Genomic DNA, 23,694 nt, shown 5'->3' with positions numbered 1-23,694 from the left:
CAATGACGACCAGGAAGCCGGCGTGGCCATCATCCGTCGCGCCCTGCAGGCTCCGATCCGCCAGATCGCCGAAAACGCCGGCGTCGAGGGCTCGATCGTCGTCTCCAAGGTCCTGGAATCGGACTCGGCCACCTTCGGCTTCAACGCCCAGACCGAAGAATATGTCGACCTGGTCCAGGCCGGCGTCATCGACCCGGCCAAGGTCGTCCGGACGGCTCTGCAGGATGCGGCTTCGGTCGCCGGCCTGCTGATCACCACCGAAGCGGCCATCGTCGAAGCCCCCAAGAAGGGCGGCGCTGCGGCTGGCGGCGGCATGCCCGACATGGGCGGCATGGGCGGCATGGACTTCTAAGTCCAAGCCCTCCAAGCTTTCTCAAGACGAGAAGGGCGGAGCCTCGCGGCTCCGCCCTTTTTCTTTTGGGCGCTTGCCCAGGCGGGCGGGCGACGCTCAGCGCCCCTTGTCGTCGCGGATGATCATGTGGCCGAGCCAACTGGTCAGACCGGTGACGATGGCGGCCACCAGGCCCGGCCACAGGCCATCTACGATGAAGCCCTGCAGCATCACCGCCACCAGGCCGATCATCGCGGCGTTGAGGATCAGCAGAAAGAGCCCCAGCGTGATCAGGGTCAGCGGCAGGGTCAGGATGAACAGGATCGGCCGCAGGACGGCGTTGACCAGGCCCAGCAGGATGGCCGCCAGGATCAGGCTGCCAGTGTCGGTGAAGGCCAGGCCCGCCACCAGCATGGAGGACAGCCACAGGCCGATGGCGGCGAAGACGGCGCGGACGATGAACTTGGCCAGCATTTAGGCCCCCTGCAGCAGACGGCCTCGCGCCGCCGGATCTCTGGGCATATTTGCGCAAGGGGCCGGTCTCGTCACCCCTGCGGCCCAATTTCGCCGCATCCCCGGCCGACAGCGTGGCCTTGGGTGGGCGAGACCAAGGATTTCCATGACACGACCCCTGATCATGCTGGCTCTTTGCAGCCTCTGGGCGGGCTCTGCGGCGGCGCAGGCGCAGGCTGACCTTGGGCCCGAGCCGGACAGGGGCGGCCGGCGGCCAGAGGCGCGGCTGTTCATCAGCCCCTCTGGCGAGCCCTTTCGCGACGGCGACGGCCTGGCGGCCTGGTTCGCCGGCGCCGATCGCGACAGCGACACCCTGCTGACCCGGCCGGAGTTCGAGGCCGACGCCGAGCGCTTCTTCGCCGTGCTCGACGCCGACAGCGACGGGGTGGTCGATGGCTTCGAAAACCAGGCCTATGAGCGCCAGATCGCCCCGGAGATCACCCGTCTGGGGGAAACCCGCCCACAAGGCGCTGGCCCTGGCGGACGCCCCGACGGCGACAGCGAGCGTCCTCGGCGATCTCTGCTGGGCTTTGGCCGAGGCAAGCCCGAGCCCGGCGTCCAACGCCAGGGGGCGGGCCGTTATGGCCTGCTGAACGAGCCCCAGCCGGTGCGGGGCGCCGATGGGGACCTGTCGGGACGGGTCAGCCGAATCGAATGGCGAGCCGCCGCGGCCCGCCGGTTCAACCTGCTGGACCTGGATGGGGACGGCGTCCTGACCCTGGACACCCTGCCGCCCCTGCCCGGCGCCCGTCCGCCCCGCTGAGGGCGCGCCTGCGCCTCAGGCGCGGGCCAGGTCCACCTGGGGGATGGTTTCCGAGAGCCGGCCGCCCACCCGGATCGGCTCCACCCGACGGGCCAGGCCCGTGGCGTCGTCGGTCTCGACGAAGACGCCGCAGACCGTGGCCGGGCCTTCGGCCGGCTTGTAGCGGCCGCCGGAGATGCGGGTGGTGAAGCGCCGCAGGGGCTCTTCCTTCTGGTTGCCGATGACACTGTCATAGTCGGCGCAGGCGCCGGCGTCGGTCTGATAGGCGGTGCCGCCAGGCAGGATCTGGCAGTCGGCCGTCGGCACATGGGTGTGGGTGCCCACCACCAGGCTCGCCCGGCCGTCGCAGAAGTGGCCCATGGCCATCTTCTCACTGGTGGCCTCGGCGTGCATGTCCACCAGGATGGCGTCCGACACCATGCCGAGCGGCGCCTTTTCCAGCTCGCGATCGACGGCCGAGAACGGGTCGTCCAGGGAATCCATATGCACCCGGCCCAGCAGGTTGATCACCAGGATGCGCCGGCCGGACTCCGTCTCGAACAGATTGGCGCCGCAGCCCGGCGCATCGGCCAGCACCGAATAGTTCAGCGGCCGGATCAGCCGGGGCTCGCGGACGATATAGGTCAGCGCCTCCTTCTGGTCCCAGGAGTGGTTGCCCAGCGTCAGGCAGTCGGCGCCGGCGTTGAACAGCTCGCGCGCCGTATTCTCGGTGATCCCGAAGCCGGCGGCGGCGTTCTCGGCGTTGATGACCACGAACTCGAGACCGAGCTGGCGACGCAACATGGGCAGGTGGTCGGCGAGACCCTCGCGGCCGGACCGGCCGACGACATCTCCGAAAAAGGCGAAACGCATCAGGTCATCCTATCGGACTTCGATCAGCCCGGCTTCCGTCAATATGGCGTCCAGCCGCTGATCGTGCGGCTCGAGCGGCAGATCCTCGACCTCCTGGCCGGCATAGGCGTAACCCAGCAGGAAGGGGCGGCGTTCGGCGCCCAGCGCGCCAATCGCCCGATCATAGACGCCGGCCCCCTGACCCAGGCGGCCGCCCCGGCGATCAAAGGCCAGCAGCGGCACGATCAGAGCCGTCGGTAGCACCTGGGGCTGGTCGGCTAGGGGCGCGGGGATTCCGAAGGCGTCCGGCGCCAGGGCCGCGCCCGGGGCCCAGGCGCGAAAGATCAGCGGCGCCTCCCGGCTCACAGCCGCCGGCAGGGCCAGCCCCACGCCGGCCTGGGCCAGCGCGTCCATCAACAGGCCGGGGTCAAGCTCGGCGCCCTGGGCGATATAGCCCGCCACCGGGCCGGGCCCCAGCCGCGCCAGCGGCGCATGGACGGCGGCGCGGGCGGCCGCCTGGCTGTCCGCGGCGGCCAGCGCCCTGCGCCGGCCTCGCATCGTCCGGCGCAGAAGGGTCTTTTGATGAGAGACAGGGTTCACCGCCAGGCTCTTAGCCGAACCTGAGGCCCCAAGGGAAATTGTCGCAAGCCATCAAGGTCGGCGCGCTCGAAGCTGCGGACTCGTCCAGACGACCTCGGGCTTGTCCTTCGCGCATTGGCGAGCGGTCCCCCAGCGCCTGATCCCGCACGCCCTTCTCACGACGGTCCCGCCCCCAAATCGGACCTTGTGGATGTCGGAAGCATGCGGCTCGCGGCTGCGCCGGGCTATGGTCGAACGCCCGTCCGGCATCGGGTTAATGGGGCTGCAGAGGCGGAGGACTGCGCATGCAACCTCTGCTGAGGCCGCGCGTTTCCTTGGGTTGAATTGGGGGTGGAATGGCTAAGCGAACCGAACTGCGCGCGGCCGAAGTCGACGACAGCCGGTACCGGCTGCTGGTCGACGCGATTACCGACTACGCCATCTACATGCTGGATGCCGATGGCCTCGTGACGAGCTGGAACCCTGGCGCTGAACGGTTCAAAGGCTATGAGGCCGGCGAGATCATCGGGCAGCACTTCTCGGTCTTCTACACTGAGGAGGAGCGGGCGGCGGGGGTGCCCCGCGAGGCGCTCGCGACAGCCGCGCGTGAAGGCCGGTTCGAGCGCGAAGGTTGGCGTGTTCGAAAGGACGGCAGCCACTTTTGGGCGCACGTCATCATCGATCCCATTCGCGACCCTTCCGGCGCGCTCGTCGGCTATGCAAAGGTCACCCGGGACCTTACCGAACGTAAGGCGGCGGAACAGACTCTGCGCCGCAGCGAGGAGCAGTTTAGATTGCTCGTGCAGAGCGTCACCGACTACGCGATCTACATGCTGGACCCCGAGGGCCACGTCACAAGCTGGAACTCCGGCGCCGAGCGCATCAAGGGCTACAAGGCCGATGAAGTAATCGGGAGGCACTTCTCATCTTTCTACACCGAGGAAGACCGGGAGATCGGCCTGCCGAGGTCGGGATTGAGTGCTGCGAAGGAACATGGCCGTTGGGAGACCGAAGGCTGGCGGGTGCGGAAAGACGGCTCGCGCTTCTGGGCGCACGTGGTCATCGACGCAATTTACGATGACTTGGGCGGCATCGTCGGCTTCGCCAAGGTCACGCGGGACATCACGGAGCGGATGGAAACTCAGCGGGCCCTCGACGAGACGCGCGAGGCCCTGTTCCAGGCTCAAAAACTCGAGGCGGTCGGTCAGCTGACCGGAGGCGTGGCGCACGACTTCAACAATCTTCTGATGGCGGTTCAAGGGAGCATTGAACTCGCTAAGAAGCGCGCGGTGAATGACCCCAAGCTAATGGGCTATCTTGAGAATGCGATGGAGGGCGCGCGCCGTGGCGCGGTGCTCACACAGCGGATGCTGGCGTTTGCGCGCAAGCAGGAACTTCACGTTGAGGCCGTTGATCTCCACTCGCTTGTGCGAGGCATGCAGCCATTTATCCAGCGGAGCATCGGCCCCACAATCCGAGTCAGCATTCGGGTCCCGTCCAACCTTCCTCGTGTCCGGACCGATCCCAGTCAGCTTGAAGCGGCCCTGCTCAATCTTGCGGTCAACGCCCGCGACGCCATGCCTGAGGGTGGAGCTCTGATCATCAGCGCCCGCAAACTTCGGATTTCGCGCGCGGCCGAAGCGCCGCTTAAACCGGGTGAATATGTTTGCGTCTCCGTCGTCGATACCGGCGTGGGCATGGACGAAGAAACCTTGGCGAAGGCCACGGACCCCTTCTTCACGACCAAGGGCGTCGGGAAGGGCACGGGTTTGGGCCTTTCGATGGTGCATGGCCTCGCCACCCAATCGGGCGGGGCGATGCGGATCGAAAGCACCCTGGGCGGAGGCACATCCATCGATCTCTGGTTGCCCGCAGCGAAGGCCTCGGAGCCCGCGAGCCGGCAATCTGCGTTGGAGGTCGGCGTGGCGCCGAATTCCCCGCCGCTCACCATTCTTGCCGTGGATGATGATCCCCTGGTGTTGGCGAACACCGCAGCGCTTGCCGAAGACCTTGGACATACGGTCGTAAAGGCGGCGTCGGGGCAGGACGCGCTGGCGCTGCTCCCGGGCCACCAGGGTCTCGACCTGGTCATCACCGACCAGGCGATGCCCGATATGACCGGAGTCCAGCTCGCAGCGGAGCTTCAATCGCTCCGGCCGGGCCTGCCTGTGATCATTGCTACCGGGTTTGCCGAGCTGTCCGGCGAGGCGGCGGCCGGTCTTCCCCGGCTTTCCAAACCCTTCTCACAGGGTGCATTGGCGCTGGCGATCAACAGCGCGGTCGCGAAGTAGCCCGTGCGTCGTGAGGAGCAGGGTGGCGGCGCCGCGAGAACCGTGAAGGACGATTTTAATCCCCTCGGACCTGGATAACCAGGTGGGCGCCATGTGTCCGGGGCCACGGCGCCGGACAGGGACAGCTCCCTTCGAGACAATTAAGGTCGGAGGAATTAGGTTGCCTTCGACGTGAGCCACAGCTGACCCGCCGATCCCGAATTTAGGGAGCCTGGGTCCCCACCACAAGCGCCATCACAGCGTCGGCCTCCGGGGCCCTAGTCGGCGGCCAGCTTTTCGATGCGCTTGGCCGCCCCGTCCAGGGCTGCGACGGCCTTGGATTCGATGCGGGCCTGGTCTGATTGCAGCCGCGCCAGCTCGGCCTGGATGCTCGACATGCGACTTCGCGAATCCCAGAGCTCGTCGGCCAGCAGCAGGGCGCCCATCAGGAACAGGCGCGTATCGGTCAGCTGACCCATGTCCTGGGACACCGCCCGGACCTGGCGGTCGAACAGGCGGGCCAGTTCAACCAGATGGCCTTCCTGACCGTCCTCGCAGCCCACCTGATAGGGGCGGCCGTTCACCTCGATGGTCACCTGGGCCATGGGTCAGTCCTCCCTCGATTCCGACCAGGGCGGTGAAGCGCGCTGGTCCTCGTCCGCCATCTCATCCCCCGGGGGAAGGGCCGTCTCGGCCTGCGGTTCCGAAGTCCCGTCGTCGGGGGTCTCGCCGTCCAGGGCCTCGCGGATCTCGACGATGGCGCGGCCGAGCGCGGCCGAGGCCTCGGCCCCGGCGCTCTCCAGCTCATGCTGGCGGGCGCGGGCCTGATCGAGGTCGGCGGCCAGCCGGGCGCGATCTTCGTCGAACAGGCCGCCGGTGTCGGCGGCGTCGCGGCGGCTACGCTCGCCCAGGCGCTGTTCCAGCAGGGCGATGGCGCGCTCCAGCCGCTTGGCGGCCTGGTCGATGGCGCTCTCGCTTGCAGGATCACGGAACATTCAGGACTCCAGAGGTGTGACCGTTAATCTATAGACTGCGCCGGGCGCGGCCCGAAAGCGGCGCATTTCTTGACCGCCGCCCCGGTGCATGCGACCCCGCCAGCCTCTGCCCCCGCCCGATGACCTTTAAGACTTCCCGGAACGCCCATGCCCGCACAACTCCAGACCATGGCCGACGCCATCCGTGTCCTCTCCATGGACGCCGTCCACCGCGCCAAGTCGGGCCACCAGGGGATGCCCATGGGCATGGCCGATGTGGCCGCCGTCCTGTGGTCCAAGTTCCTGAAGTATGACGCCGCGGCGCCCGACTGGGCCGACCGCGACCGCTTCGTGCTCTCGGCCGGCCATGGCTCGATGCTGATCTATTCGCTCCTGCACCTGACCGGGTTCGAAGACGTCACCATGGAAGAAATCCAGAACTTCCGTCAGTGGGGCTCCATGACCGCCGGCCATCCGGAGTACGGCCACACCCCCGGGGTCGAGACCACCACCGGCCCGCTGGGCCAGGGCCTGGCCACCGCCGTCGGCATGGCCATGGCCGAGCGTCACCTGGCCGGCCGGTTCGGCGATGACCTGGTGGACCACCGCACCTGGGTGGTGGCCGGCGACGGCTGCCTGATGGAGGGCGTCAGCCAGGAGGCCATCTCCATGGCCGGCCGCTTCAAGCTGCACAAGCTGACCGTCCTGTTCGACGACAACAACACCACCATCGACGGCGAGGCGACCATCGCCGAGACCGGCGACCAGATGGCCCGCTTCAAGGCGGCCGGCTGGGCGGTCAAGGCCGTGGACGGCCACGACTTCGGCAAGATCGCCGCGGCCCTGCGTTGGGCCACGCGGCAGGACAAGCCGACCATGATCGCCTGCAAGACCAAGATCTCGAAGGGCGCCGGCCGCAAGGAAGGCGACCCCCACAGCCACGGCTACACCCTGTTCGACGACGAGATCGCCGATTCCCGGGTGGCCATGGGCTGGAGCCACGAGCCCTTCGTCATCCCCGACGAGGTCTACAAGCCCTGGCGCGCGGCCGGCCGGAAGGGCCGCAAGGTTCGCAAGAGCTGGGAAAAGGCCCTGGGCGGCTCGCCGCTGAAGGCCGAGTTCCAGCGGGCCATGGCCGGCGAGTTGCCGCCTGAGGCTTTTGCGCGCCTGGACGCCCACATCGCCGAGATGGCCAAGACCGCCCCGGCCAACGCCACCCGCGTCCATTCCGGCGCAGCGCTTGAGCAGCTGGTTCCCGCCATCCCGGAAATGGTCGGCGGCTCGGCCGACCTGACCGGCTCCAACAACACCTTCGTCAAGGGCACGCCGGCCTTCGACGCGCCCGACTATGCCGGCCGCTATGTGCATTACGGCATCCGCGAGCACGGCATGGCCGCGGCCATGAACGGCATGGCCCTGCATGGCGGCGTCATCCCCTATTCCGGCACCTTCATGGTGTTCTCCGACTACAGCCGCCCGGCCATCCGGCTCGGCGCCCTGATGGGTGTGCGGGTGATCCATGTGATGACCCACGACTCCATCGGCCTCGGCGAAGACGGCCCCACCCATCAGCCTGTGGAGCACCTGGCCTCCCTGCGGGCCATGCCCAACCTCAACGTCTACCGCCCGGCTGATGCGGTGGAGGCGGCCGAGTGCTGGAAGCTGGCCCTGTCGACGCCCACCACGCCCTCGATCATGGCCCTGTCACGCCAGAAGGTCCCGGCCGCGCGCACCGACGCCGCCGGCGAGAACCTGTCGGCCCGCGGCGCCTATGAGCTGCGCGCCGCCGACGGCGAGGCCCAGGCCACGATCTTCGCCACCGGCTCGGAGGTCTCCATCGCGCTGGCCGCCCGCGACCTGCTGCAGACCCGCGGCGTGCCGACCCGGGTCGTCTCGGTTCCCTGCTGGGAGCTGTTCTCGGCTCAGACCCCGGAATACCGGGCCTCGGTGATTGGCAAGGCCCCCGTGCGCGCGGCGGTGGAAGCCGCCGTCAGCCTCGGCTGGGAACGGTTCATCGGCGAGGACGGCGTCTTCGTCGGCATGTCCAGCTTCGGCGCCAGCGCCCCCTATGAGCGGCTCTACAAGGAGTTCGGCATCACAGCCGAGGCCGTGGCCGACGCCGTTCAGGCCAAGGTCTAGGCCCATGCGCCTGGGCACGCCGCTCTCGCCAAGCGCCCTCCGCGTCCTGCTGCTGGGCTCGGGCGAGCTTGGCAAGGAGGTGGCCATCGAGCTGCAACGGCTCGGCTGCGAGGTGATCGCCGTCGACCGCTACGCCGATGCGCCGGCAATGCAGGTGGCCCACCGCAGCCACGTCATCGCCATGACGGACGCGGCGGCCCTGCGCGCCGTGGTCGAAGCCGAACGGCCGCACCTGATCGTGCCCGAGATCGAGGCCATCGCCACCGACGAGCTGACGGCCATCGAGGCGGCCGGCCTCGCCGTGGTGATCCCCACCGCCCGGGCCGCCCAGCTGACCATGAACCGCGAGGGCATCCGAAGGCTCGCCGCCGAGGAGCTGGGCCTGGCCACATCGCCCTACGCCTTCGCCTCGACAGAGGCTGAGCTGGCGGCGGGCGCAGCCGCCGTCGGCTATCCCTGCTTCGTCAAGCCGGTGATGTCGTCCTCGGGCAAGGGCCAGTCCTATGTGGAAGACGCCGCCGGCATCGAAGCCGCCTGGCGCTACGCCCTGGAGGGCGGCCGGGTGGAGCAGGCCCGGGTCATCGTCGAGGGTCGCATCGATTTCGACTTCGAGATCACCCAGCTGACCGTGCGGGCCCGCGGCCCCGACGGCGAGGTGGCTACCCATTTCTGCGAACCCATCGGCCACCGCCAGGTCCAGGGCGACTATGTGGAGAGCTGGCAGCCGCAGCCCATGAGCCCGCTGGCCCTGAAGCGCGCCCGCGAGATCGCCGGCCGCGTCACCGCCGCCCTCGGGGGTCTTGGCCTGTTCGGGGTCGAGCTGTTCGTGAAGGGCGACGAGGTCTGGTTCTCCGAGGTCAGCCCGCGGCCCCACGACACCGGCCTCGTGACGCTCTCCACCCAGGTACAGAGCGAGTTCGCCCTGCACGCCCGGGCGATCCTCGGCCTGCCGGTGGACGTGGCCTTGCGCGAGCCCGGCGCCAGCGCGGTGATCTATGGCGGCATGGAGGCCCGCGGCGTGGCCTTCGAGGGCGTGGCCGAAGCCCTGGCCGTGCCCGGCGCCGACCTGCGCCTGTTCGGCAAGCCCGAGGCCTTCGTCCGCCGCCGCATGGGCGTGGCCCTGGCCCGGGCCGCGACCATCGAGGCCGCCCGCGCCCGGGCGCTCGAAGCCGCCGGGAAGGTCCGGGTAGTCGCGGGGGACTAGGCGATGACCGCGGTTCGGCTGGCCCCGGTCGGTCTTTCGGAGAAGGCTGATCTTCGCCGTCTGCTCGATCCCTATCTGATCGCCCATGCCGACGTCGTCGATCCAGAGCGACATCACCGCGATCCCACCGACTATCCCCATTTCGACGCTTACTGGGCGCAGGCCGAGCGCCGGCCCTTCTGGATTCGCGCCGGAGACGATCTCGCCGGCTTTGCACTTGTGAACCGCTATTCCCCGTCGGGTCTGGGCTGCGACGCCGCCGTGGCGGAGTTCTGCGTCCTGCCGCAATGGCGGCGCGCCGGGATCGGCATGGCCGCCGCCCGCGCCGTCTTCGCCACCACGCCTGGCCAGTGGGAGCTTCAGGTCTATCAGGCCACGGCGCCGGCCCTGGCCTTCTGGCCCAGAGCCATCGCCGCCGAAGGAGGCCGGGACGCGACGGTGATCTCCCTGGCGGACCGGCGCATTCATCGCTTTCGCGTGGGTTGAAACCGGAGCCTGATCACATTCGCCGGCTGGTCGGACAGATCGGGCTCACTTCCCCTTGACTCCCGCGAGTGCGCCCGCACAAAACCCCTGCAAATCAATCGGAAATCACCGCCTACCGGCCAAGAGCTCGCAGGAGAATCCCATCATGACCGTCCGCGTCGCCATCAACGGTTTCGGCCGCATCGGCAGGCTCGTCCTGCGCTCGATCATCGAGCATGGCCGCACCGACATCGAAGTGGTGGCGATCAACGACCTGGGTCCCGTCGAGACCAACGCCCATCTGCTGCGCTATGACAGCGTGCATGGCCGCTTCCCCGGCACGGTCACCGTGGACGGCGACACCATCGATGTGGGCCGCGGGCCGATCAAGGTGACGGCCATCCGCAACCCGGCCGAGCTGCCGCACAAGGAGCTGGGCGTCGATATCGCCCTGGAATGCACCGGCCTGTTCACCACCAAGGAGAAGGCCGCCGCCCACCTGGAAGCCGGCGCCAAGCGGGTGCTGGTTTCGGCGCCTTGCGACAACGCCGACAAGACCATCGTCTTCGGCGTGAACCACGACGTCCTGACCAAGGACGACCTGGTGGTCTCCAACGCCTCGTGCACCACCAACTGCCTGGCGCCGATCGCCAAGGTCATCCATGACCTGTGCGGCATCGAGCGCGGCTACATGACCACCATCCATTCCTACACCGGCGACCAGCCGACGCTGGACACCATGCACAAGGACCTCTACCGCGGCCGGGCCGCGGCCATGTCCATGATCCCCACCTCCACCGGCGCGGCCAAGGCCGTGGGCCTGGTGCTGCCCGAGCTGGCCGGCAAGCTGGACGGCTCCTCGATCCGCGTGCCGACCCCCAATGTCTCGGTGGTCGACCTGAAGTTCGTGCCCGGCCGTTCGGTGACCAAGGACGAGGTCAACGCCGCCCTGCAGGCCGCCGCCGACGGCGCCATGAAAGGGGTTCTGGCCACCTCCAACGACCCGCTGGTCTCCATCGACCTGAACCACATCGCCGCCTCGTCCACCGCCGCCCTGCCCCAGACCCAGGTGATCGAGGGCCAGCTCGGCCGGGTTCTGTCCTGGTATGACAACGAGTGGGGCTTCTCGACCCGGATGAGCGACACCGCGCTCGCCATGGCCAAGCTGATCTAATCAGCTCCCCGGACGTTCGCCTTAAAGGCCGATGCGCCCGGGTTCCGGCCCGGGTGCGGCCCGCCGCCCACGCCCTGACCGCTGGAAGCCGATGACCTTCAAGACCCTCGACGACGCCGACCTCAAGGGCCAGCGCGCCCTGGTGCGGGTGGACTTCAACGTGCCGATGCATGAGGGGGAGGTGTCCGACGACACCCGCCTTCAGGCTGCGGTCCCGACCATCCAGAAGCTGCGCCAGGGCGGCGCCAAGGTGGTGCTGCTCGCCCACTTCGACCGCCCGAAGGGCAAGGTCGTACCGTCGATGAGCCTGGAGCCCATCGTCCCGGCCCTGGCCAAGGTGCTCGGCGGGCCGGTGGCCTTCGCCGCCGACTGCGTCGGCGAGGCTGCCGCCGCTGCAGTGGACGCCCTGGGGCCCGGCGACGTGCTGCTGCTGGAGAACGTCCGCTTCCACACCGGCGAAGAGGGCAACGACCCCGCCTTCGCCAAGGCCCTGGCCGCCAATGGCGACCTTTATGTGAACGACGCCTTCTCGGCCGCGCACAGGGCCCACGCCTCCACCGAGGGCCTGGCCCACATTCTGCCCGCCTATGCCGGCGAGCAGATGCGCCTGGAGCTGTCGGCCCTGGACAAGGCGCTGGGCAAGCCCGAGCGCCCGGTCCTCGGCATCGTCGGCGGCTCGAAGGTCTCGACCAAGCTCGACCTGCTCAGCCACCTGGTGACCAAGCTCGACAAGTTGGCCATCGGTGGCGGCATGGCCAACACCTTCCTCTACGCCCAGGGCCACGATGTCGGCGCGTCCTACTGCGAGAAGGACATGGCCGAGACCGCCCGGGCCATCATCCGCCTGGCCGGCCAGCACAACTGCAAGCTCTTTCTGCCCCTCGACATCGTGGTGGCCGAGAAGATGGCGCCGGGCGCGCCGGCGCGAGTCCGCACCCTGGGCGCCGTGGACGAGCACGAACGCATCCTCGACGCCGGCCCAGAGACGATTGAGCGTCTCTGCCGGGCGATGGACAATTCCAAGACCCTGATCTGGAACGGCCCGCTGGGCGTGTTCGAGATGCCGCCCTTCGACAAGGCGACCGTTTCAGCAGCGAAACACGCCGCCGAGCTGGTGAAATCAGGTCGGCTGGTGGCTGTAGCCGGCGGGGGTGATACTGTGGCGGCCCTGAACGCAGCCGGTTGCGCGGAAGACTTCACCTTCGTCTCGACCGCCGGCGGCGCGTTCCTTGAATGGATGGAAGGCAAGACCCTGCCCGGTGTGGCGGCTCTGAGCCAGTAAGAGACAAGCAGAGAAACGGACGGATACGGCGATGGCCCGGATTACCCTCAGACAGCTTCTCGATCACGCCGCCGAGCACAGCTATGGCGTGCCGGCGTTCAACATCAACAACATGGAACAGGGCCTGGCGATCATGGAGGCCGCCGACGCGGTCAATGCGCCGGTCATCATCCAGGCCAGCCGCGGCGCGCGCTCCTACGCCAACGACATCGTGCTGAAGCACCTGATCGATGCGCTCGCCGAGATGTATCCGCACATCCCGATCTGCATGCACCAGGACCACGGGAACAACGAGGCCACCTGCGCCACGGCGATCCAGTTCGGCTTCACCTCGGTGATGATGGACGGCTCGCTGATGGGCGACGGCAAGACGCCCGCCGACTACGACTACAACGTCAAGGTCACCAAGAACGTCGTGGACATGGCCCACTGGGTCGGCGCCTCGGTCGAAGGCGAGCTCGGCATCCTGGGCAGCCTGGAAACCGGCGAAGGCGAAAAGGAAGACGGCCACGGCTTCGAGGGCAAGCTGGACCACGCCCAGCTGCTGACCGATCCCGACCAGGCGGTCGAGTTCGTGAAGGCCACCGAGGTCGACGCGCTCGCCATCGCCATGGGCACCAGCCACGGCGCCTACAAGTTCACCCGCCAACCGGACGGCGACGTCCTGGCCATGAACGTGATCGAGGAAATTCACCGCCGCCTGCCCAACACCCACCTGGTGATGCACGGCTCCTCCTCGGTGCCGCAGGACCTGCAGGACATCATCAACCAGTATGGCGGCCAGATGCCCCAGACCTGGGGCGTGCCGGTGGAAGAGATCCAGCGCGGCATCAAGCACGGCGTGCGCAAGATCAATATCGACACCGACAACCGGATGGCCATGACCGGCGCCATCCGCAAGGTGTTCGCCGAAAACCCCGGCGAGTTCGATCCGCGCAAGTATCTGAAGCCGGCCATGGACGCCATGAGCGCCGTGGTCCGCCAGCGTTTCGAGGAATTCGGCACGGCCGGCTGGGCCGACAAGATCCGCCCGCTGCCATTGTCGGCCATGGCCAAGCGCTATGCCGCGGGCGAACTGGACCCGAAGATCGGCGTCACCCGCCAGGCCGCCGAATAGGTGGTCTGAGACAGGTTCGAAACGACAAACGCCGGCCAGGTCCCCTGGCCGGCGTTTTCATCTGTCTGGGCGGAGAGCCTCAGCCTTCCATGTCACCCATGGCGCTCTGCATGTAGTTGGCCTCGCCCAGGGACTTCAGGAGCATCAGCTGGGTTTCCAGATAGTCGATGTGCTCCTCGGTATCGCTGAGGATCTCCCGCAGCAGCTCGCGCGACACATAGTCGGCGACGCCTTCGCAGAGCTTGATGCCTTCGATCAGGGTCACCCGGCCGCCGGTTTCCACCGCCAGGTCGGATTCCAGGCATTCGCCGACACTCTCGCCGACCTTCAGCTTGTGCAGGTCCTGCAGGTTGGGCAGGCCCTCGAGGAAGAGGATGCGGTTGATGAGCTTGTCGGCGTGCTTCATTTCGCCGATCGACTCCTCATAGACGATCTTGCCCAGGCGGCGCAGGCCCCAGTTCTCGAACATACGCGCGTGGAGGAAATACTGGTTCACTGCAGTCAGCTCATTGGTGAGCACTGCGTTGAGCAGTCGGATAATTGCCTTGTCGCCCTGCATCGGGGGCTCCTTTCCTCACGGCACAAACAGATTTGCGCGCAACCTCATGCGAGGACCGCGCCGTGTCAAAGCCTATGTTTGCAAGTGATTTGCGCTGGCGAAGAAAGTCGCCAGGGCCAGGAAATCCGCCTAGCTATTCGGCGGCGTAGCGCAGGGCTTCGCGCTGGTCCTGCAGGTACTCACGCATGTCGCAGACACAACGGGCGCATTGGGGCTTGGCGTCGCAAGCCTTGAAGATTTCCGACGGCCGGCTCGCCCCGGCGGCGACCGCGGCGCGGACTTCACGTTCGCGAATACCGTTGCAATTACAGACGTACACGAGCGGTCTGACTCCCCAGGCGACGGATCAATATCTAACAGATGCGAACGTGCTTGCAAATCATTTGCAGCTTGAGAGCCCCCTTTCGGCGCGACCGTATGTCGCGCGGCGGCGGCTTGGTCTACGCCCCTCTTAGGCGCAAGAGTCCGGCCGCGACCGCCGCCTGGGAGTGAGACCAGATGGACTTCGACGCGCTGCTTCTTTCGCGAATGCAATTCGCCTTCACGATCGCGTTCCACATCATCTTTCCAAGCTTCACCATTGGACTTGCGAGCTACCTCGCTGTCCTCGAAGGCCTTTGGCTGACGACACGGAACGAGACCTTCAAGACCCTCTATCTTTTCTGGGTGAAGGTGTTCGCCATCTCGTTCGGGATGGGCGTGGTGAGCGGCGTGGTCATGAGCTATCAGCTCGGCACCAACTGGAGCGTCTTCTCCGCCGTGGCCGGCCCGGTGATCGGCCCCCTATTCGCTTTCGAAGTCCTGGCCGCATTCTTCCTTGAGGCGAGCTTCCTCGGCGTGATGCTGTTCGGCTGGAAGAAGGTGGGGCCGGGGCTCCACTTCGCCTCCACAGTGTTGGTGGCGTTTGGCACGCTGACCTCGGCCTTCTGGATCATCTCGGCCAATAGCTGGATGCAGAGCCCCGCAGGCTTCGCCGGCACGGTGGAGGAGGGCCTGGTGGCCGTGAACTGGCTGCAGGTGATCTTCTCGCCCACCTTTCCCGAGCGCCTCGCCCACATGGTGCTGGCGGCCTATCTGACCACCGCCCTGGTGGTGGCCGCAGCCAGCGCCTTCCGGCTGCTGCGGGACGCCACAGAGCCGGAATCGGCCATGGCCCTGAAGATGGCCATCGGCATGCTGGCCATCGTCGCCCCCCTGCAGCTGCTGGTGGGCGACCTGTCGGGCAAGGACGTCATGCATCATCAGCCGGCCAAGCTGGCCGCCATCGAGGCCTTCTGGGAGACCCGCACGGAGCAGGCCTTCCACATCGCCGCCTGGCCGGACCGGGAGATCGAAGGCAACCACTGGGAGCTGTCCATTCCCAAGCTCGGCAGCCTGATCACCGCCGGCTCGACCGGCGCCGAGGTTCAGGGTCTGGAGGCCTTCGCACCCGAGGATCGCCCGCCCGTCTTCATCGTCTTCTGGGCCTTCCGGCTCATGGTCGGCCTGGGCCTGGCCATGATCGCGCTGGGCTTCTGGGGCGCCTGGCTGGCCTGGCGCGGACGCATCGCCCGCAGCCCTGCGTTCCTGCGATCCTGCGTGGCCATGGGGCCGGCCGGGTTCGTCGCCGTGATCTCCGGCTGGATCGTCGCCGAGGTGGGCCGCCAGCCCTATGTCATCTACGGGGTCCTGCGCACCGAGGACGCCGTCTCGCCGGTGGGCGCCGGCTCCGTCTCGGCGTCCCTGCTGGCCTTCCTGGTGGTCTACGCGGTCGTGTTCAGCGTCGGCGCCCTCTACATTCTGCGGATGCTGGCCCAGGGGCCCCTGGGCGGGGCGCACGAGCCGCCGCCGACGGAAGACCGCGCACCAGGCTGGGCCCTCGGCGCCGCGCCCAAGAGCCCCGGCGAATCCGACCCTCAGGAGGACCGCTGATGGACCTCGACCTGCCACTCATCTGGGCCGGCATCATCGCCTTGGCCGTGCTGCTCTATGTGATGCTCGACGGGTTCGATCTGGGCATCGGCATCCTGTTCCCGTTCGCCCGTTCGCCCCGGGACCGGGACACCATGATGAACACCATCGCCCCCTTCTGGGACGGCAACGAGACCTGGCTGGTGCTGGGCGGCGGCGGACTCTTCGCCGCCTTCCCGCTGGCCTATGCGGTGATCATGCCGGCCCTCTACATCCCTATCCTGCTGATGATGATGGCGCTGATCCTGCGCGGGGTGGCGTTTGAGTTTCGCGCCCGGGCCCGCGCCAGGGGCAAGGCCTTCTGGACCGCCGCCTTCGCCGGCGGCTCGACCGTGGCCGCGCTCGCCCAGGGCCTGGTGCTCGGCGGCTTCATCCAGGGGGTGACCCTGGACGGCGAGGCCTTCGGCGGCGGCCCCTTCGACTGGCTGACGCCCTATACCCTGCTGGTGGCCGTGGGCCTGGCCGCCGGCTACACCCTGCTGGGCTCCACCTGGCTGATCTGGCGTACCGAGGATGATCTGCACGGCGACGCCCGGCGCTGGGCCTGGCGGGCGGCGATCGCCAGCGCCGCCCTGCTGGCGGTGGTGAGCGTCGCGACCCTGTTCGTTCATCCCGAAGTGGCGGCCCGCTGGGGCTTTGAGGACGGCGCCTTTGACCTCGCCCGCCTGGGCCTGCTCTCGCCCATTCCGCTGCTGGGGCTGGCGGGTCTGGCCCTGGTGGTGTTCGGCCTGGCCAGGGGCGGCCATGTGGCGCCCTTCCTCGGCGCCCTGACGGTCTTCGTCTCGGGCTATCTGGGGCTGGCCGTCGGCTTCTTCCCCAATATAGTTCCTTACGACCTGACCTTCCGCCAGGCGGCGTCTGCGGAGAATGCGCTGGGGCTGATGCTGGTGGGGGTGGCGATCCTGTTGCCGGTGATCCTGGCCTATACGGTCTGGGTCTACTGGGTGTTCCGCGGCAAGGTGGGCGCGGATGCGGGATATCATTGAGGGCCCGCCAGAGGCCGACGCTCCCCGTCCGCCGCTGGCGCGCCGCCTGGCCTGGTTCATCGCGCTCGCCCTGGCCGGCATGGCCGCGACCGGCGTCGTGGCCTACAGCCTGCGCGCCCTGCTTGGCCTGGAATGAGCCCCCTCCCCTTCAGGGCCGCGGAGCGCTAGAAGCCGCGAGATGAGCACCGCGCCCGACTGCCGCCTCTATCTGATCACCCCGCCGGCCCTGGACGATCTCGCCGGCTTTGGCCGAACCCTCGCCGAAACCCTCGACGCGGGCGATGTCGCCGCCCTGCAGATACGCCTCAAGGGCGCCTCCGATGAGGTGATCGCCGCCGCCGTCGACGTCCTCATGCCCATCGCCCACAGCCGCGACGTGGCGGTGATCCTCAACGACCGGCCCGACCTGGCCGCCGCTCTTCGCTGCGACGGGGTGCATGTGGGCCAGGACGATCCCCCCTGTCGCGAGGCGCGCAGGATCATGGGCAAGGGCGCGATGATCGGCGTGACCTGCCATGACAGCCGCCACCTGGCCATGGAGGCCGCCGAGGCCGGCGCCGACTATGTGGCCTTCGGGGCCTTCTTCCCCACGACCACCAAGGCGGCTCCCACCCGGGCCGAGCCGGACCTGCTGACCATCTGGCAGGAGTCCATGGAGATTCCCTGCGTGGCCATCGGCGGCATCACGGCCGACAACGCCGAGGGCCTGGTGGCCGCTGGCGCGGACTTCCTGGCCGTCTCGGCCGGAGTCTGGGCCCATCCCGAGGGGCCCGCCGCCGCCGTCCGCGACCTGAACGCCGCCATCGTCCGGGGCCTCGCCGCCCGGGGCCAGACACAAGCCTAGGCGCCCGCCTGACGCCCCGCCTTGCCATAGGGCGGCGTGGCGACTAGGTTCCGCCGCCCATTTCCCGCCCGAGCGCCGACCACCGCCGCCCGTCCCTTGCGCGCACTGGAACAGAGACCGTGGCCACGCAAACCGCACTTCTGAAAGTCATGTCCGACGCCGCCCGCAAGGCCGCGCGAGGGCTCAACCGCGACTTCGGCGAACTGGCCGAGCTGCAGGTCTCCAAGAAGAGCGCCGCCGACTTCGTCTCGGCCGCCGACATCAAGGCCGAGCAGACCATCTTCGAGGCCCTGACCGCGGCGCGCCCCGGCTACGGCTTCCTCGGGGAGGAGCGGGGCATGATCGAGGGCACCGACAAGACCCATACCTGGATCGTCGATCCCTTGGATGGCACCACCAACTTCCTGCACGCCATTCCGCACTTCGCCATCAACATCGCCCTGGAGCGCCAGGGCGCCATCGTCGCGGCCCTGACCTACAACCCCGTCAGCAACGAGCTGTTCTGGGCCGAGAAGGGCAAGGGCTGCTTCCTCAACGACCACCGCCTGCGGGTGGCCGCGCGCACCCGGTTCGACGAGTCGGTGATCGCCACCGGCATCCCCTTCCTGGGGCATGGCCAGCATGCCAAATTCCTGAAGGAGCTGCACCAGATCAGCCAGCGGGTGGCGGGCGTGCGCCGCTTCGGCTCGGCGGCGCTGGACATGGCCTATGTGGCCGCCGGCCGGTTCGACGGCTATTGGGAGCGCGACCTCAACCGCTGGGACCTGGCGGCGGGAATCCTGCTAATCACCGAGGCGGGCGGCAAGGTCACCGACGCCGATGGCGGCGAGGATGTTCTCGCCTCAGGTTCGGTCTGCGCGGCCAATCTGGAACTGCATCCCATGCTGTTGGAGCGCCTGCGCGCGGCCGCCTGAGCCCGCCCGCGACATCAGCTTGACGCAACCGTCACAAGGGGCGGCTAGATCAGGGCCATGAGCGCCCTCACCCGTCGCGCCTTTACGGCGTCCGCCCCCCTGGCCCTGGCCCTGGCCCGGCCCAGCCATGGGCAAGTCCGAACCCGCCCCCTGGTCATCGCCCATCGCGGCGCCAGCGGCGAGCGGCCCGAGCACACGCTTGCGGCCTATCAGCGGGCCATCGACCAGGGCTGTGACTTCATCGAGCCGGACCTGGTGATGACCCGTGACGGCGTCCTGGTGGCCCGGCACGAGAACGAGATTTCCGAGACCACCGATGTCGCCGACCGCTCAGACTTCGCCGATCGGCGCACGGAGCGGAACATCGATGGGGTGAAGGCGACAGGCTGGTTCACCGAGGACTTCACCCTGGCCGAGCTGAAGACCCTGCGGGCCCGCGAACGCCTGCCGGCCCTGCGGCCGACCAGCGCCGCCTTCGACGGACGCGACCCCATCCCCACCTTCCAGGAGGTGGTGGACCTGGCCAAGGCGCAGAGCCGGCAGACCGGCCGGACGATCGGGATCTATCCTGAAATGAAGCACCCGACCTATTTCGAGGCCCGCGGCCTGCCCATGAGCGCCCGTCTGGCCGCCGAGCTGCGCGACAACGACCTGGACCGCCGGGACGCTCCGGTCTTCGTCCAGTGCTTCGAGCCGCGGCCCCTGCGCGCCTTCCGGGGTATCAGCGCGGCGCCGACGGTGATGCTGGCCGGGGTTGGGTCGATTTCCGACGCCTTGCTCGCCGAGCTGGCCGAGTTCGCCGACGGCCTGGGGCCGGAGCTGAAGATGGTCCTGAATCTGGACCAGCCCGGCCTGCCGCCCACCGGCCTGATCGCCCGCGCGCAAGGCTCAGGCTTCAAGGTTCATCCCTGGACGGTTCGCCTGGAAAACAGCTTCCTGCCCGCCGGCCTGCGCCGGGGCGAGGCTCCCGCCGCTCACGGCGACGCCGAGACTCTGTTCCGCGCCCTGTTCACGGCCGGCGTCGATGGCGTCTTCACCGACTTCCCCGAGACCGCCGTCCAGGTCCGCGAGGCGATGTTCGCCGGCTGAGCGGATTCATTCAGGCCGCCTGGCCGAACTGCAGGGCCGCCAGCTTGGCATAGAGACCGTCCCGGGCCGCGAGCTCGGCGTGGCGTCCCTGTTCGACCACCCGGCCCTGGTCCATGACCACGATCCGGTCAGCCTTGAGCACGGTCGCCAGGCGATGGGCGATGACCAGGGTGGTGCGCCCGGTCATGGCCTCGTCCAGGGCGCTCTGCACCAGCCGCTCGTTCTCGGCGTCCAGGGCGCTGGTGGCCTCGTCCAGCAGCAGGATCGGGGCCTGGCGCACCAGGGCCCGCGCAATGGCCAGCCGCTGGCGCTGCCCGCCCGACAGGCTGCGCGCCCGGTCGCCGAGCGCGGTGTCGAAACCCTCGGGCAGGGCTTCGATGAAGGCCTCGGCCTGGGCGGCTCGGGCGGCGGCGAGGATGTCCTCCGGCCCCGCATCCGGACGGCCAAAGGCGATGTTCTGGGCCGCCGATCCGGAGAACAGCGGCGAGTCCTGGGCGACCAGGGCCATGCGTTCGCGCACGGCCCGTGGATCGGCTTGGCGCAGGTCCACCCCGTCCAGGCGGATGGTCCCCTCGGTGGGATCATAGAAGCGCAGCAGCAGGCGCAGCACCGTGCTCTTGCCCGAGCCCGACGGGCCCACCAGGGCCACCCGCTCGCCAGGCGCAATGGTCAGGGAAAAGTCGCTGAGCGCCGGAAGGTCGGGCCGGCCAGGATAGGCGAACGTGACGCCCTCGAAGGCGATCTCGCCCTGGGCGGGGCTCGGCAAGGCGGTAGGCGTGGCCGGCGGTGCGATTCCAGGCCGGGCGTCGAGCAGCTCGGCGATGCGGTCCATGGCGCCGGCGGCCTTTTGGACATCCCCCCAGGTCTCGCCCAGGGCGCCGACGGCGCCGGCGGCCATCACCGCCAGGAAGGCGAACTGGAAGAGCGCCCCCCAGCTCATCTCGCCGCGCAGGCCGGCGTGGACCCCCAGCCAGAAGATCGCCACCACCCCGCCGAACACCAGCGCGATGACCAGGGCGGTCATGACGGCGCGGGCGGTCATCCGCTTCAGGGAGGTGGAGAAGGCCTGTTCCACCGCAGCCCCAAAGCCGCCGGCAGCCGCAGCCTCGCCGCCAAAGGCCTGGACGGTCTCCAGGGCGTCGAGGGTTTCCCCGGCCTGGCCCACGGCGCTGGCGAACTGGTCCTGGGTGGAGATGGTCAGGCGCCGCACCTTGCGGCCAAACAGGAACAGGGGCGCCAGCACGAAGGGGAAGATCAGCAGGACCAGACCCGTCAGGCTGGGGCTGACCCAGACCAGCAGGATCAGCGCTCCGATCAGGGTCAGCAGGTTGCGCAGCGCCACCGAGACCGAGGTGGCCATCAGGCTCTCGACGATCTGGATGTCGGTGGTCAGCCGCGACAGCACCTCGCCGGTGCGGGTGCGCAGGAAGAAGCCGGGATCCAGGGTCAGGATATGGCCGTAGACCGCCTTGCGCAGATCGGCCACCACCCGCTCGCCGAGCTTGGTGACGAAGAAGTAGCGAAGGGCCGATGACAGGGCGAGCGCCACGGCCACCGCGCCGATCAGCCCGAACCACAGGTTCACCTGATCCGGCGACACGCCAGGCTGCGTCAGGGCGTCCACCAGCAGGCGCACGGCGCCCGACAGGCCCAGCGTCGCCGCCGTGGCGGTAAGAAGAAAGATCAGCGCCCCCAGGGCGTCGCCGCCCCGACGACGGGCGAAGGGGACCAGCCGGCGCAGGGCGCCGACATTGCGGCTACGGGGCCTTCGAGCGGCGGCTTCGTCCAGGTTCTGGACGAGTTCGGCCCCCAGGCCCGGTCGGCCGTCGGGCCTGGCTTCGGCGGCGGCGGGACTGGCGGCTGGTTGGCTCATGGAATCCGTGCGCCCTTGCTTCAGGGCCGCCGTTTCTGTATACGCGCGGCTCGTTTGCGCACCCGGCCCTTGGGTTGGGGGCGCATCACCCGCTTGCTCTTACGTCGGTTGTCCTCGCGATGAAACAAGACACCCACCCCGATTATCACTTCATCACCGTGGTGATGACGGATGGTACGTCCTATCAGACCCGGTCGACCTACGGGAAAGAGGGCGCGACCCTGAACTTGGATATCGATCCCAAGACGCACCCGGCGTGGACGGGCGGCGCCCACACCCTGCTGGACCGTGCGGGCCGGGTTTCGCGGTTCAACGCCAAGTTCGGCGGCTTCACCCGCAAGTAGGGCGTCCTGGCCCGCCGCGTGGCGGGCCTTCGACTCCTCGAGCTTACAAAGAAGACGCCGCGAGCCCTCGGCCCGCGGCGTCTTCTTTGTGTCTGGAATTCCGAGCCGCGCCCAGGCTGGCGCCTGGACGCGCGCAGCGTCAGGCCGCGCCGAAGGCGTCCCGCAGGCGGTCGAACTGGGACAGCACCGGGTTGGGGGCGTTTTCCTCCGCCGATTCCACATACATCCGCTTGTCCAGATGCCGGACCCGCTCGAACAGCCGCTCGGAGCGGTCCATGAGATCGGCCAGGCCGCCCGGCAACAGACCGACGCTGGCGTCGGAGGGACGTCGCGCCACCTCGGCGCCCAGGCGATAGCGGTCCTCGCACGCGGCTTCGGCCGCCATGTCGCCCTCGCGCACGGCCCGCTGGACCAGCAGCCAGGAGGCCACCTGCATCAGCCGGGTGGTCAGGCGCATGCTCTCGGCCGCATAGGCCAGGGCGGCGTTGCGATCCAGGCGCTTGGACTCCTGGCGCCCACCCCCGTCCAGATAGGCGGCGGTCTCCTCGACCAGCTCCATGCCTTCCTGGAAGGTCCGCTCGAAAAGCTCGGAGCGGGCGAAGTCGGCGATGACGTCGGCGCGCCAGGGTTTCGCCAGTGCGGTAAGTTCGCTCATCAATTCCTCAAGCCCTTGCCAGCGATTGCACGTTCTGTTCGTCCGTGGTCTGGCGACCTGCAACCCCCATGCCATAGCGGGCCGCCGCAGCCGGAGTCACGCCCCAGAGTGGGGCCTTGCGACCCTATGACCGGAAAAGCGCGTCGGCCGCGGCGCGTCCGGCCTTCTTCTTGTCGATAAAGCTCTGGGTGCGCGCCTTTTCGGCGTCGAGCGCCTCCATGCGGGCCTCCAGCTCCTCGACCGCATAGAGCTCCAGGTCCTCCCGGGCGACCTCGGCCAGTCGCTGTCCCCGCCCGAGACGGATATCTGCAGGCTCTTCCATGTGCGCGCCTCCCTTTGCCCTGGCTCCAGAGCGGTTTATCCAACCCCCTGCGCCGCTCCGGCGCAAGCACGTGGAGGCGACAACGATGGCGCAGGCCGAGACTCTTCCCCCCCAGATGACCGCCATCGCCATCGAAGGCGGCAAGGGCGCCGCCGAGGCCCTGCATCCCGTCAGCCTGCCGACGCCGACCCCTGGCCCCGGCCAGATCCTGATCCAGGTGGAGGCCGCCGGCGTCAATCGCCCCGACATCGCCCAGCGCCTGGGCTTCTATGCCCCCCCGCCCGGCGCGCCTGAGACCATGGGCCTGGAAGTGGCCGGCGAAGTGGTACGCGCCGCCGGGCGCTGGCAGGTCGGCGACAAGGTCTGCGCCCTGCTGGGCGGCGGCGGCTATGCGCAGTACGCCGTCTGCGACGCCCGCCACGCCCTGCCCCTCCCGGCGGGCCTGAGCCCCCTGGAGGCGGCGGGCCTCCCGGAGACTGTCTTCACTGTCTTCGCCAATGTGTTCGAGCATGGGGC

At 68.6% G+C, this 23,694-nt stretch carries 27 protein-coding genes and 1 other RNA gene; 17 read left to right on the top strand and 11 right to left on the bottom strand.

Translation table 11 applies throughout. From position 1 onward, the window contains the following. Window positions 1-352 (top strand): TCP-1/cpn60 chaperonin family protein (locus V7702_RS11780; RefSeq protein ID WP_335650302.1); only part of this gene is annotated, 352 nt, incomplete at its 5' end. A gap of 96 nt (window positions 353-448) precedes the next feature. Here V7702_RS11780 and V7702_RS11775 read toward each other — a convergent pair. After that, window positions 449-802 (bottom strand): phage holin family protein, encoded by a 354-nt coding sequence (locus tag V7702_RS11775; RefSeq protein ID WP_335650304.1) that lies wholly within the window; start codon window positions 800-802, stop codon window positions 449-451. A gap of 148 nt (window positions 803-950) precedes the next feature. Here V7702_RS11775 and V7702_RS11770 point away from each other — a divergent pair, with 148 nt between their 5' ends. Beyond that, complete coding sequence (locus V7702_RS11770; protein WP_335650301.1) at window positions 951-1,607, top strand: hypothetical protein; 657 nt, start codon at window positions 951-953, stop codon at window positions 1,605-1,607. Window positions 1,608-1,622: 15 nt separating this feature from the next. On the opposite strand, the gene V7702_RS11765 is transcribed toward V7702_RS11770, so the two are convergent. Beyond that, complete coding sequence (locus V7702_RS11765; protein ID WP_300579285.1) at window positions 1,623-2,459, bottom strand: TIGR00282 family metallophosphoesterase; 837 nt, start codon at window positions 2,457-2,459, stop codon at window positions 1,623-1,625. Window positions 2,460-2,468: 9 nt separating this feature from the next. After that, entirely contained in the window at window positions 2,469-3,038 is a 570-nt protein-coding gene (locus V7702_RS11760) for a 5-formyltetrahydrofolate cyclo-ligase (protein WP_335650300.1), read from the bottom strand. Between the two features lie 335 nt (window positions 3,039-3,373). Here V7702_RS11760 and V7702_RS11755 point away from each other — a divergent pair, with 335 nt between their 5' ends. Next, window positions 3,374-5,308 carry a hybrid sensor histidine kinase/response regulator gene (locus V7702_RS11755; protein WP_335650299.1) on the top strand — a complete coding sequence of 645 codons (1,935 nt, stop codon included), beginning with the start codon at window positions 3,374-3,376 and terminating at the stop codon, window positions 5,306-5,308. Window positions 5,309-5,332: 24 nt separating this feature from the next. Here the strand turns inward: V7702_RS11755 and ssrS are convergent. From ssrS to V7702_RS11740, 3 genes are all read right to left on the bottom strand, one after another. Then, a non-coding RNA gene (gene ssrS / locus V7702_RS11750) (6S RNA) lies at window positions 5,333-5,496 on the bottom strand. A gap of 69 nt (window positions 5,497-5,565) precedes the next feature. Beyond that, a complete protein-coding gene (locus tag V7702_RS11745; protein WP_335650298.1) occupies window positions 5,566-5,892 on the bottom strand; it encodes a cell division protein ZapA in 327 nt (108 codons plus the stop codon). Window positions 5,893-5,895: 3 nt separating this feature from the next. Beyond that, window positions 5,896-6,282, bottom strand: a complete 387-nt coding sequence (locus tag V7702_RS11740) for a DUF4164 family protein (RefSeq protein WP_335650297.1) — start codon at window positions 6,280-6,282, stop codon at window positions 5,896-5,898. A 147-nt stretch (window positions 6,283-6,429) separates the two neighbouring features. Here V7702_RS11740 and tkt point away from each other — a divergent pair, with 147 nt between their 5' ends. The 6 genes from tkt to fba all read left to right on the top strand — a co-directional run bounded on the left by tkt (window position 6,430) and on the right by fba (window position 13,642). Continuing rightward, entirely contained in the window at window positions 6,430-8,400 is a 1,971-nt protein-coding gene (gene tkt, locus V7702_RS11735) for a transketolase (RefSeq protein WP_335650296.1), read from the top strand. A gap of 4 nt (window positions 8,401-8,404) precedes the next feature. Continuing rightward, a complete protein-coding gene (gene purT / locus V7702_RS11730) occupies window positions 8,405-9,604 on the top strand; it encodes a formate-dependent phosphoribosylglycinamide formyltransferase (protein WP_335650295.1) in 1,200 nt (399 codons plus the stop codon). Window positions 9,605-9,607: 3 nt separating this feature from the next. Further along, entirely contained in the window at window positions 9,608-10,090 is a 483-nt protein-coding gene (locus V7702_RS11725) for a GNAT family N-acetyltransferase (RefSeq protein WP_335650294.1), read from the top strand. Between the two features lie 145 nt (window positions 10,091-10,235). After that, window positions 10,236-11,243, top strand: a complete 1,008-nt coding sequence (gap, locus tag V7702_RS11720; protein ID WP_335650293.1) for a type I glyceraldehyde-3-phosphate dehydrogenase — start codon at window positions 10,236-10,238, stop codon at window positions 11,241-11,243. A gap of 91 nt (window positions 11,244-11,334) precedes the next feature. Further along, window positions 11,335-12,525, top strand: coding sequence for a phosphoglycerate kinase (locus V7702_RS11715; RefSeq protein WP_335650292.1), 1,191 nt, complete (start codon window positions 11,335-11,337; stop codon window positions 12,523-12,525). Window positions 12,526-12,556: 31 nt separating this feature from the next. Next, the gene (gene fba, locus V7702_RS11710; protein ID WP_335650291.1) at window positions 12,557-13,642 is read left to right on the top strand and encodes a class II fructose-bisphosphate aldolase; all 1,086 of its coding nucleotides are present in this window, start codon (window positions 12,557-12,559) and stop codon (window positions 13,640-13,642) included. 79 nt (window positions 13,643-13,721) lie between these two features. Here the strand turns inward: fba and bfr are convergent, their stop codons facing one another. Next, the gene (gene bfr / locus V7702_RS11705) at window positions 13,722-14,201 is read right to left on the bottom strand and encodes a bacterioferritin (protein ID WP_335650290.1); all 480 of its coding nucleotides are present in this window, start codon (window positions 14,199-14,201) and stop codon (window positions 13,722-13,724) included. Window positions 14,202-14,334: 133 nt separating this feature from the next. After that, the gene (locus V7702_RS11700) at window positions 14,335-14,520 is read right to left on the bottom strand and encodes a (2Fe-2S)-binding protein (RefSeq protein ID WP_335650289.1); all 186 of its coding nucleotides are present in this window, start codon (window positions 14,518-14,520) and stop codon (window positions 14,335-14,337) included. Between the two features lie 179 nt (window positions 14,521-14,699). On the opposite strand from V7702_RS11700, the gene V7702_RS11695 reads away from it, so the two are divergent. The 6 genes from V7702_RS11695 to V7702_RS11670 all read left to right on the top strand — a co-directional run bounded on the left by V7702_RS11695 (window position 14,700) and on the right by V7702_RS11670 (window position 19,984). Next, the gene (locus tag V7702_RS11695; protein WP_335650288.1) at window positions 14,700-16,112 is read left to right on the top strand and encodes a cytochrome ubiquinol oxidase subunit I; all 1,413 of its coding nucleotides are present in this window, start codon (window positions 14,700-14,702) and stop codon (window positions 16,110-16,112) included. Continuing rightward, window positions 16,112-17,137 (top strand): cytochrome d ubiquinol oxidase subunit II, encoded by a 1,026-nt coding sequence (cydB, locus tag V7702_RS11690; RefSeq protein WP_335650287.1) that lies wholly within the window; start codon window positions 16,112-16,114, stop codon window positions 17,135-17,137. Before V7702_RS11695 ends, cydB begins: the two co-directional genes overlap by 1 nt. Continuing rightward, a complete protein-coding gene (locus V7702_RS11685; protein ID WP_335650286.1) occupies window positions 17,121-17,273 on the top strand; it encodes a hypothetical protein in 153 nt (50 codons plus the stop codon). Before cydB ends, V7702_RS11685 begins: the two co-directional genes overlap by 17 nt. A gap of 42 nt (window positions 17,274-17,315) precedes the next feature. Continuing rightward, window positions 17,316-17,981, top strand: a complete 666-nt coding sequence (thiE, locus tag V7702_RS11680; protein ID WP_335650285.1) for a thiamine phosphate synthase — start codon at window positions 17,316-17,318, stop codon at window positions 17,979-17,981. A gap of 119 nt (window positions 17,982-18,100) precedes the next feature. After that, window positions 18,101-18,895: an inositol monophosphatase family protein gene (locus tag V7702_RS11675; RefSeq protein ID WP_335650284.1), complete on the top strand. Its 795-nt coding sequence runs from the start codon at window positions 18,101-18,103 to the stop codon at window positions 18,893-18,895. 57 nt (window positions 18,896-18,952) lie between these two features. Further along, complete coding sequence (locus V7702_RS11670; RefSeq protein ID WP_335650283.1) at window positions 18,953-19,984, top strand: glycerophosphodiester phosphodiesterase family protein; 1,032 nt, start codon at window positions 18,953-18,955, stop codon at window positions 19,982-19,984. A gap of 10 nt (window positions 19,985-19,994) precedes the next feature. On the opposite strand, the gene V7702_RS11665 is transcribed toward V7702_RS11670, so the two are convergent. Further along, window positions 19,995-21,857 carry an ABC transporter transmembrane domain-containing protein gene (locus V7702_RS11665; protein WP_335650282.1) on the bottom strand — a complete coding sequence of 621 codons (1,863 nt, stop codon included), beginning with the start codon at window positions 21,855-21,857 and terminating at the stop codon, window positions 19,995-19,997. A 119-nt stretch (window positions 21,858-21,976) separates the two neighbouring features. Between V7702_RS11665 and rpmE the strand changes: the two genes are divergently transcribed. Then, entirely contained in the window at window positions 21,977-22,201 is a 225-nt protein-coding gene (rpmE, locus tag V7702_RS11660) for a 50S ribosomal protein L31 (protein WP_300574632.1), read from the top strand. Window positions 22,202-22,340: 139 nt separating this feature from the next. On the opposite strand, the gene rcdA is transcribed toward rpmE, so the two are convergent. Beyond that, window positions 22,341-22,856 carry a protease adaptor protein RcdA gene (gene rcdA / locus V7702_RS11655; protein WP_335650281.1) on the bottom strand — a complete coding sequence of 172 codons (516 nt, stop codon included), beginning with the start codon at window positions 22,854-22,856 and terminating at the stop codon, window positions 22,341-22,343. Between the two features lie 124 nt (window positions 22,857-22,980). Continuing rightward, window positions 22,981-23,178: a DUF1192 domain-containing protein gene (locus V7702_RS11650; protein WP_335650280.1), complete on the bottom strand. Its 198-nt coding sequence runs from the start codon at window positions 23,176-23,178 to the stop codon at window positions 22,981-22,983. Between the two features lie 115 nt (window positions 23,179-23,293). On the opposite strand from V7702_RS11650, the gene V7702_RS11645 reads away from it, so the two are divergent. After that, the coding region (locus V7702_RS11645; RefSeq protein WP_335650303.1) for an alcohol dehydrogenase catalytic domain-containing protein at window positions 23,294-23,694 on the top strand (401 nt) is incomplete at its 3' end.

This window comes from Phenylobacterium sp., from assembly GCF_036963605.1.
Taxonomy (GTDB): domain Bacteria; phylum Pseudomonadota; class Alphaproteobacteria; order Caulobacterales; family Caulobacteraceae; genus Phenylobacterium.
Note: the sequence above shows the minus strand (reverse complement) of the source record. Positions and strands in the feature narration are given on the sequence as shown.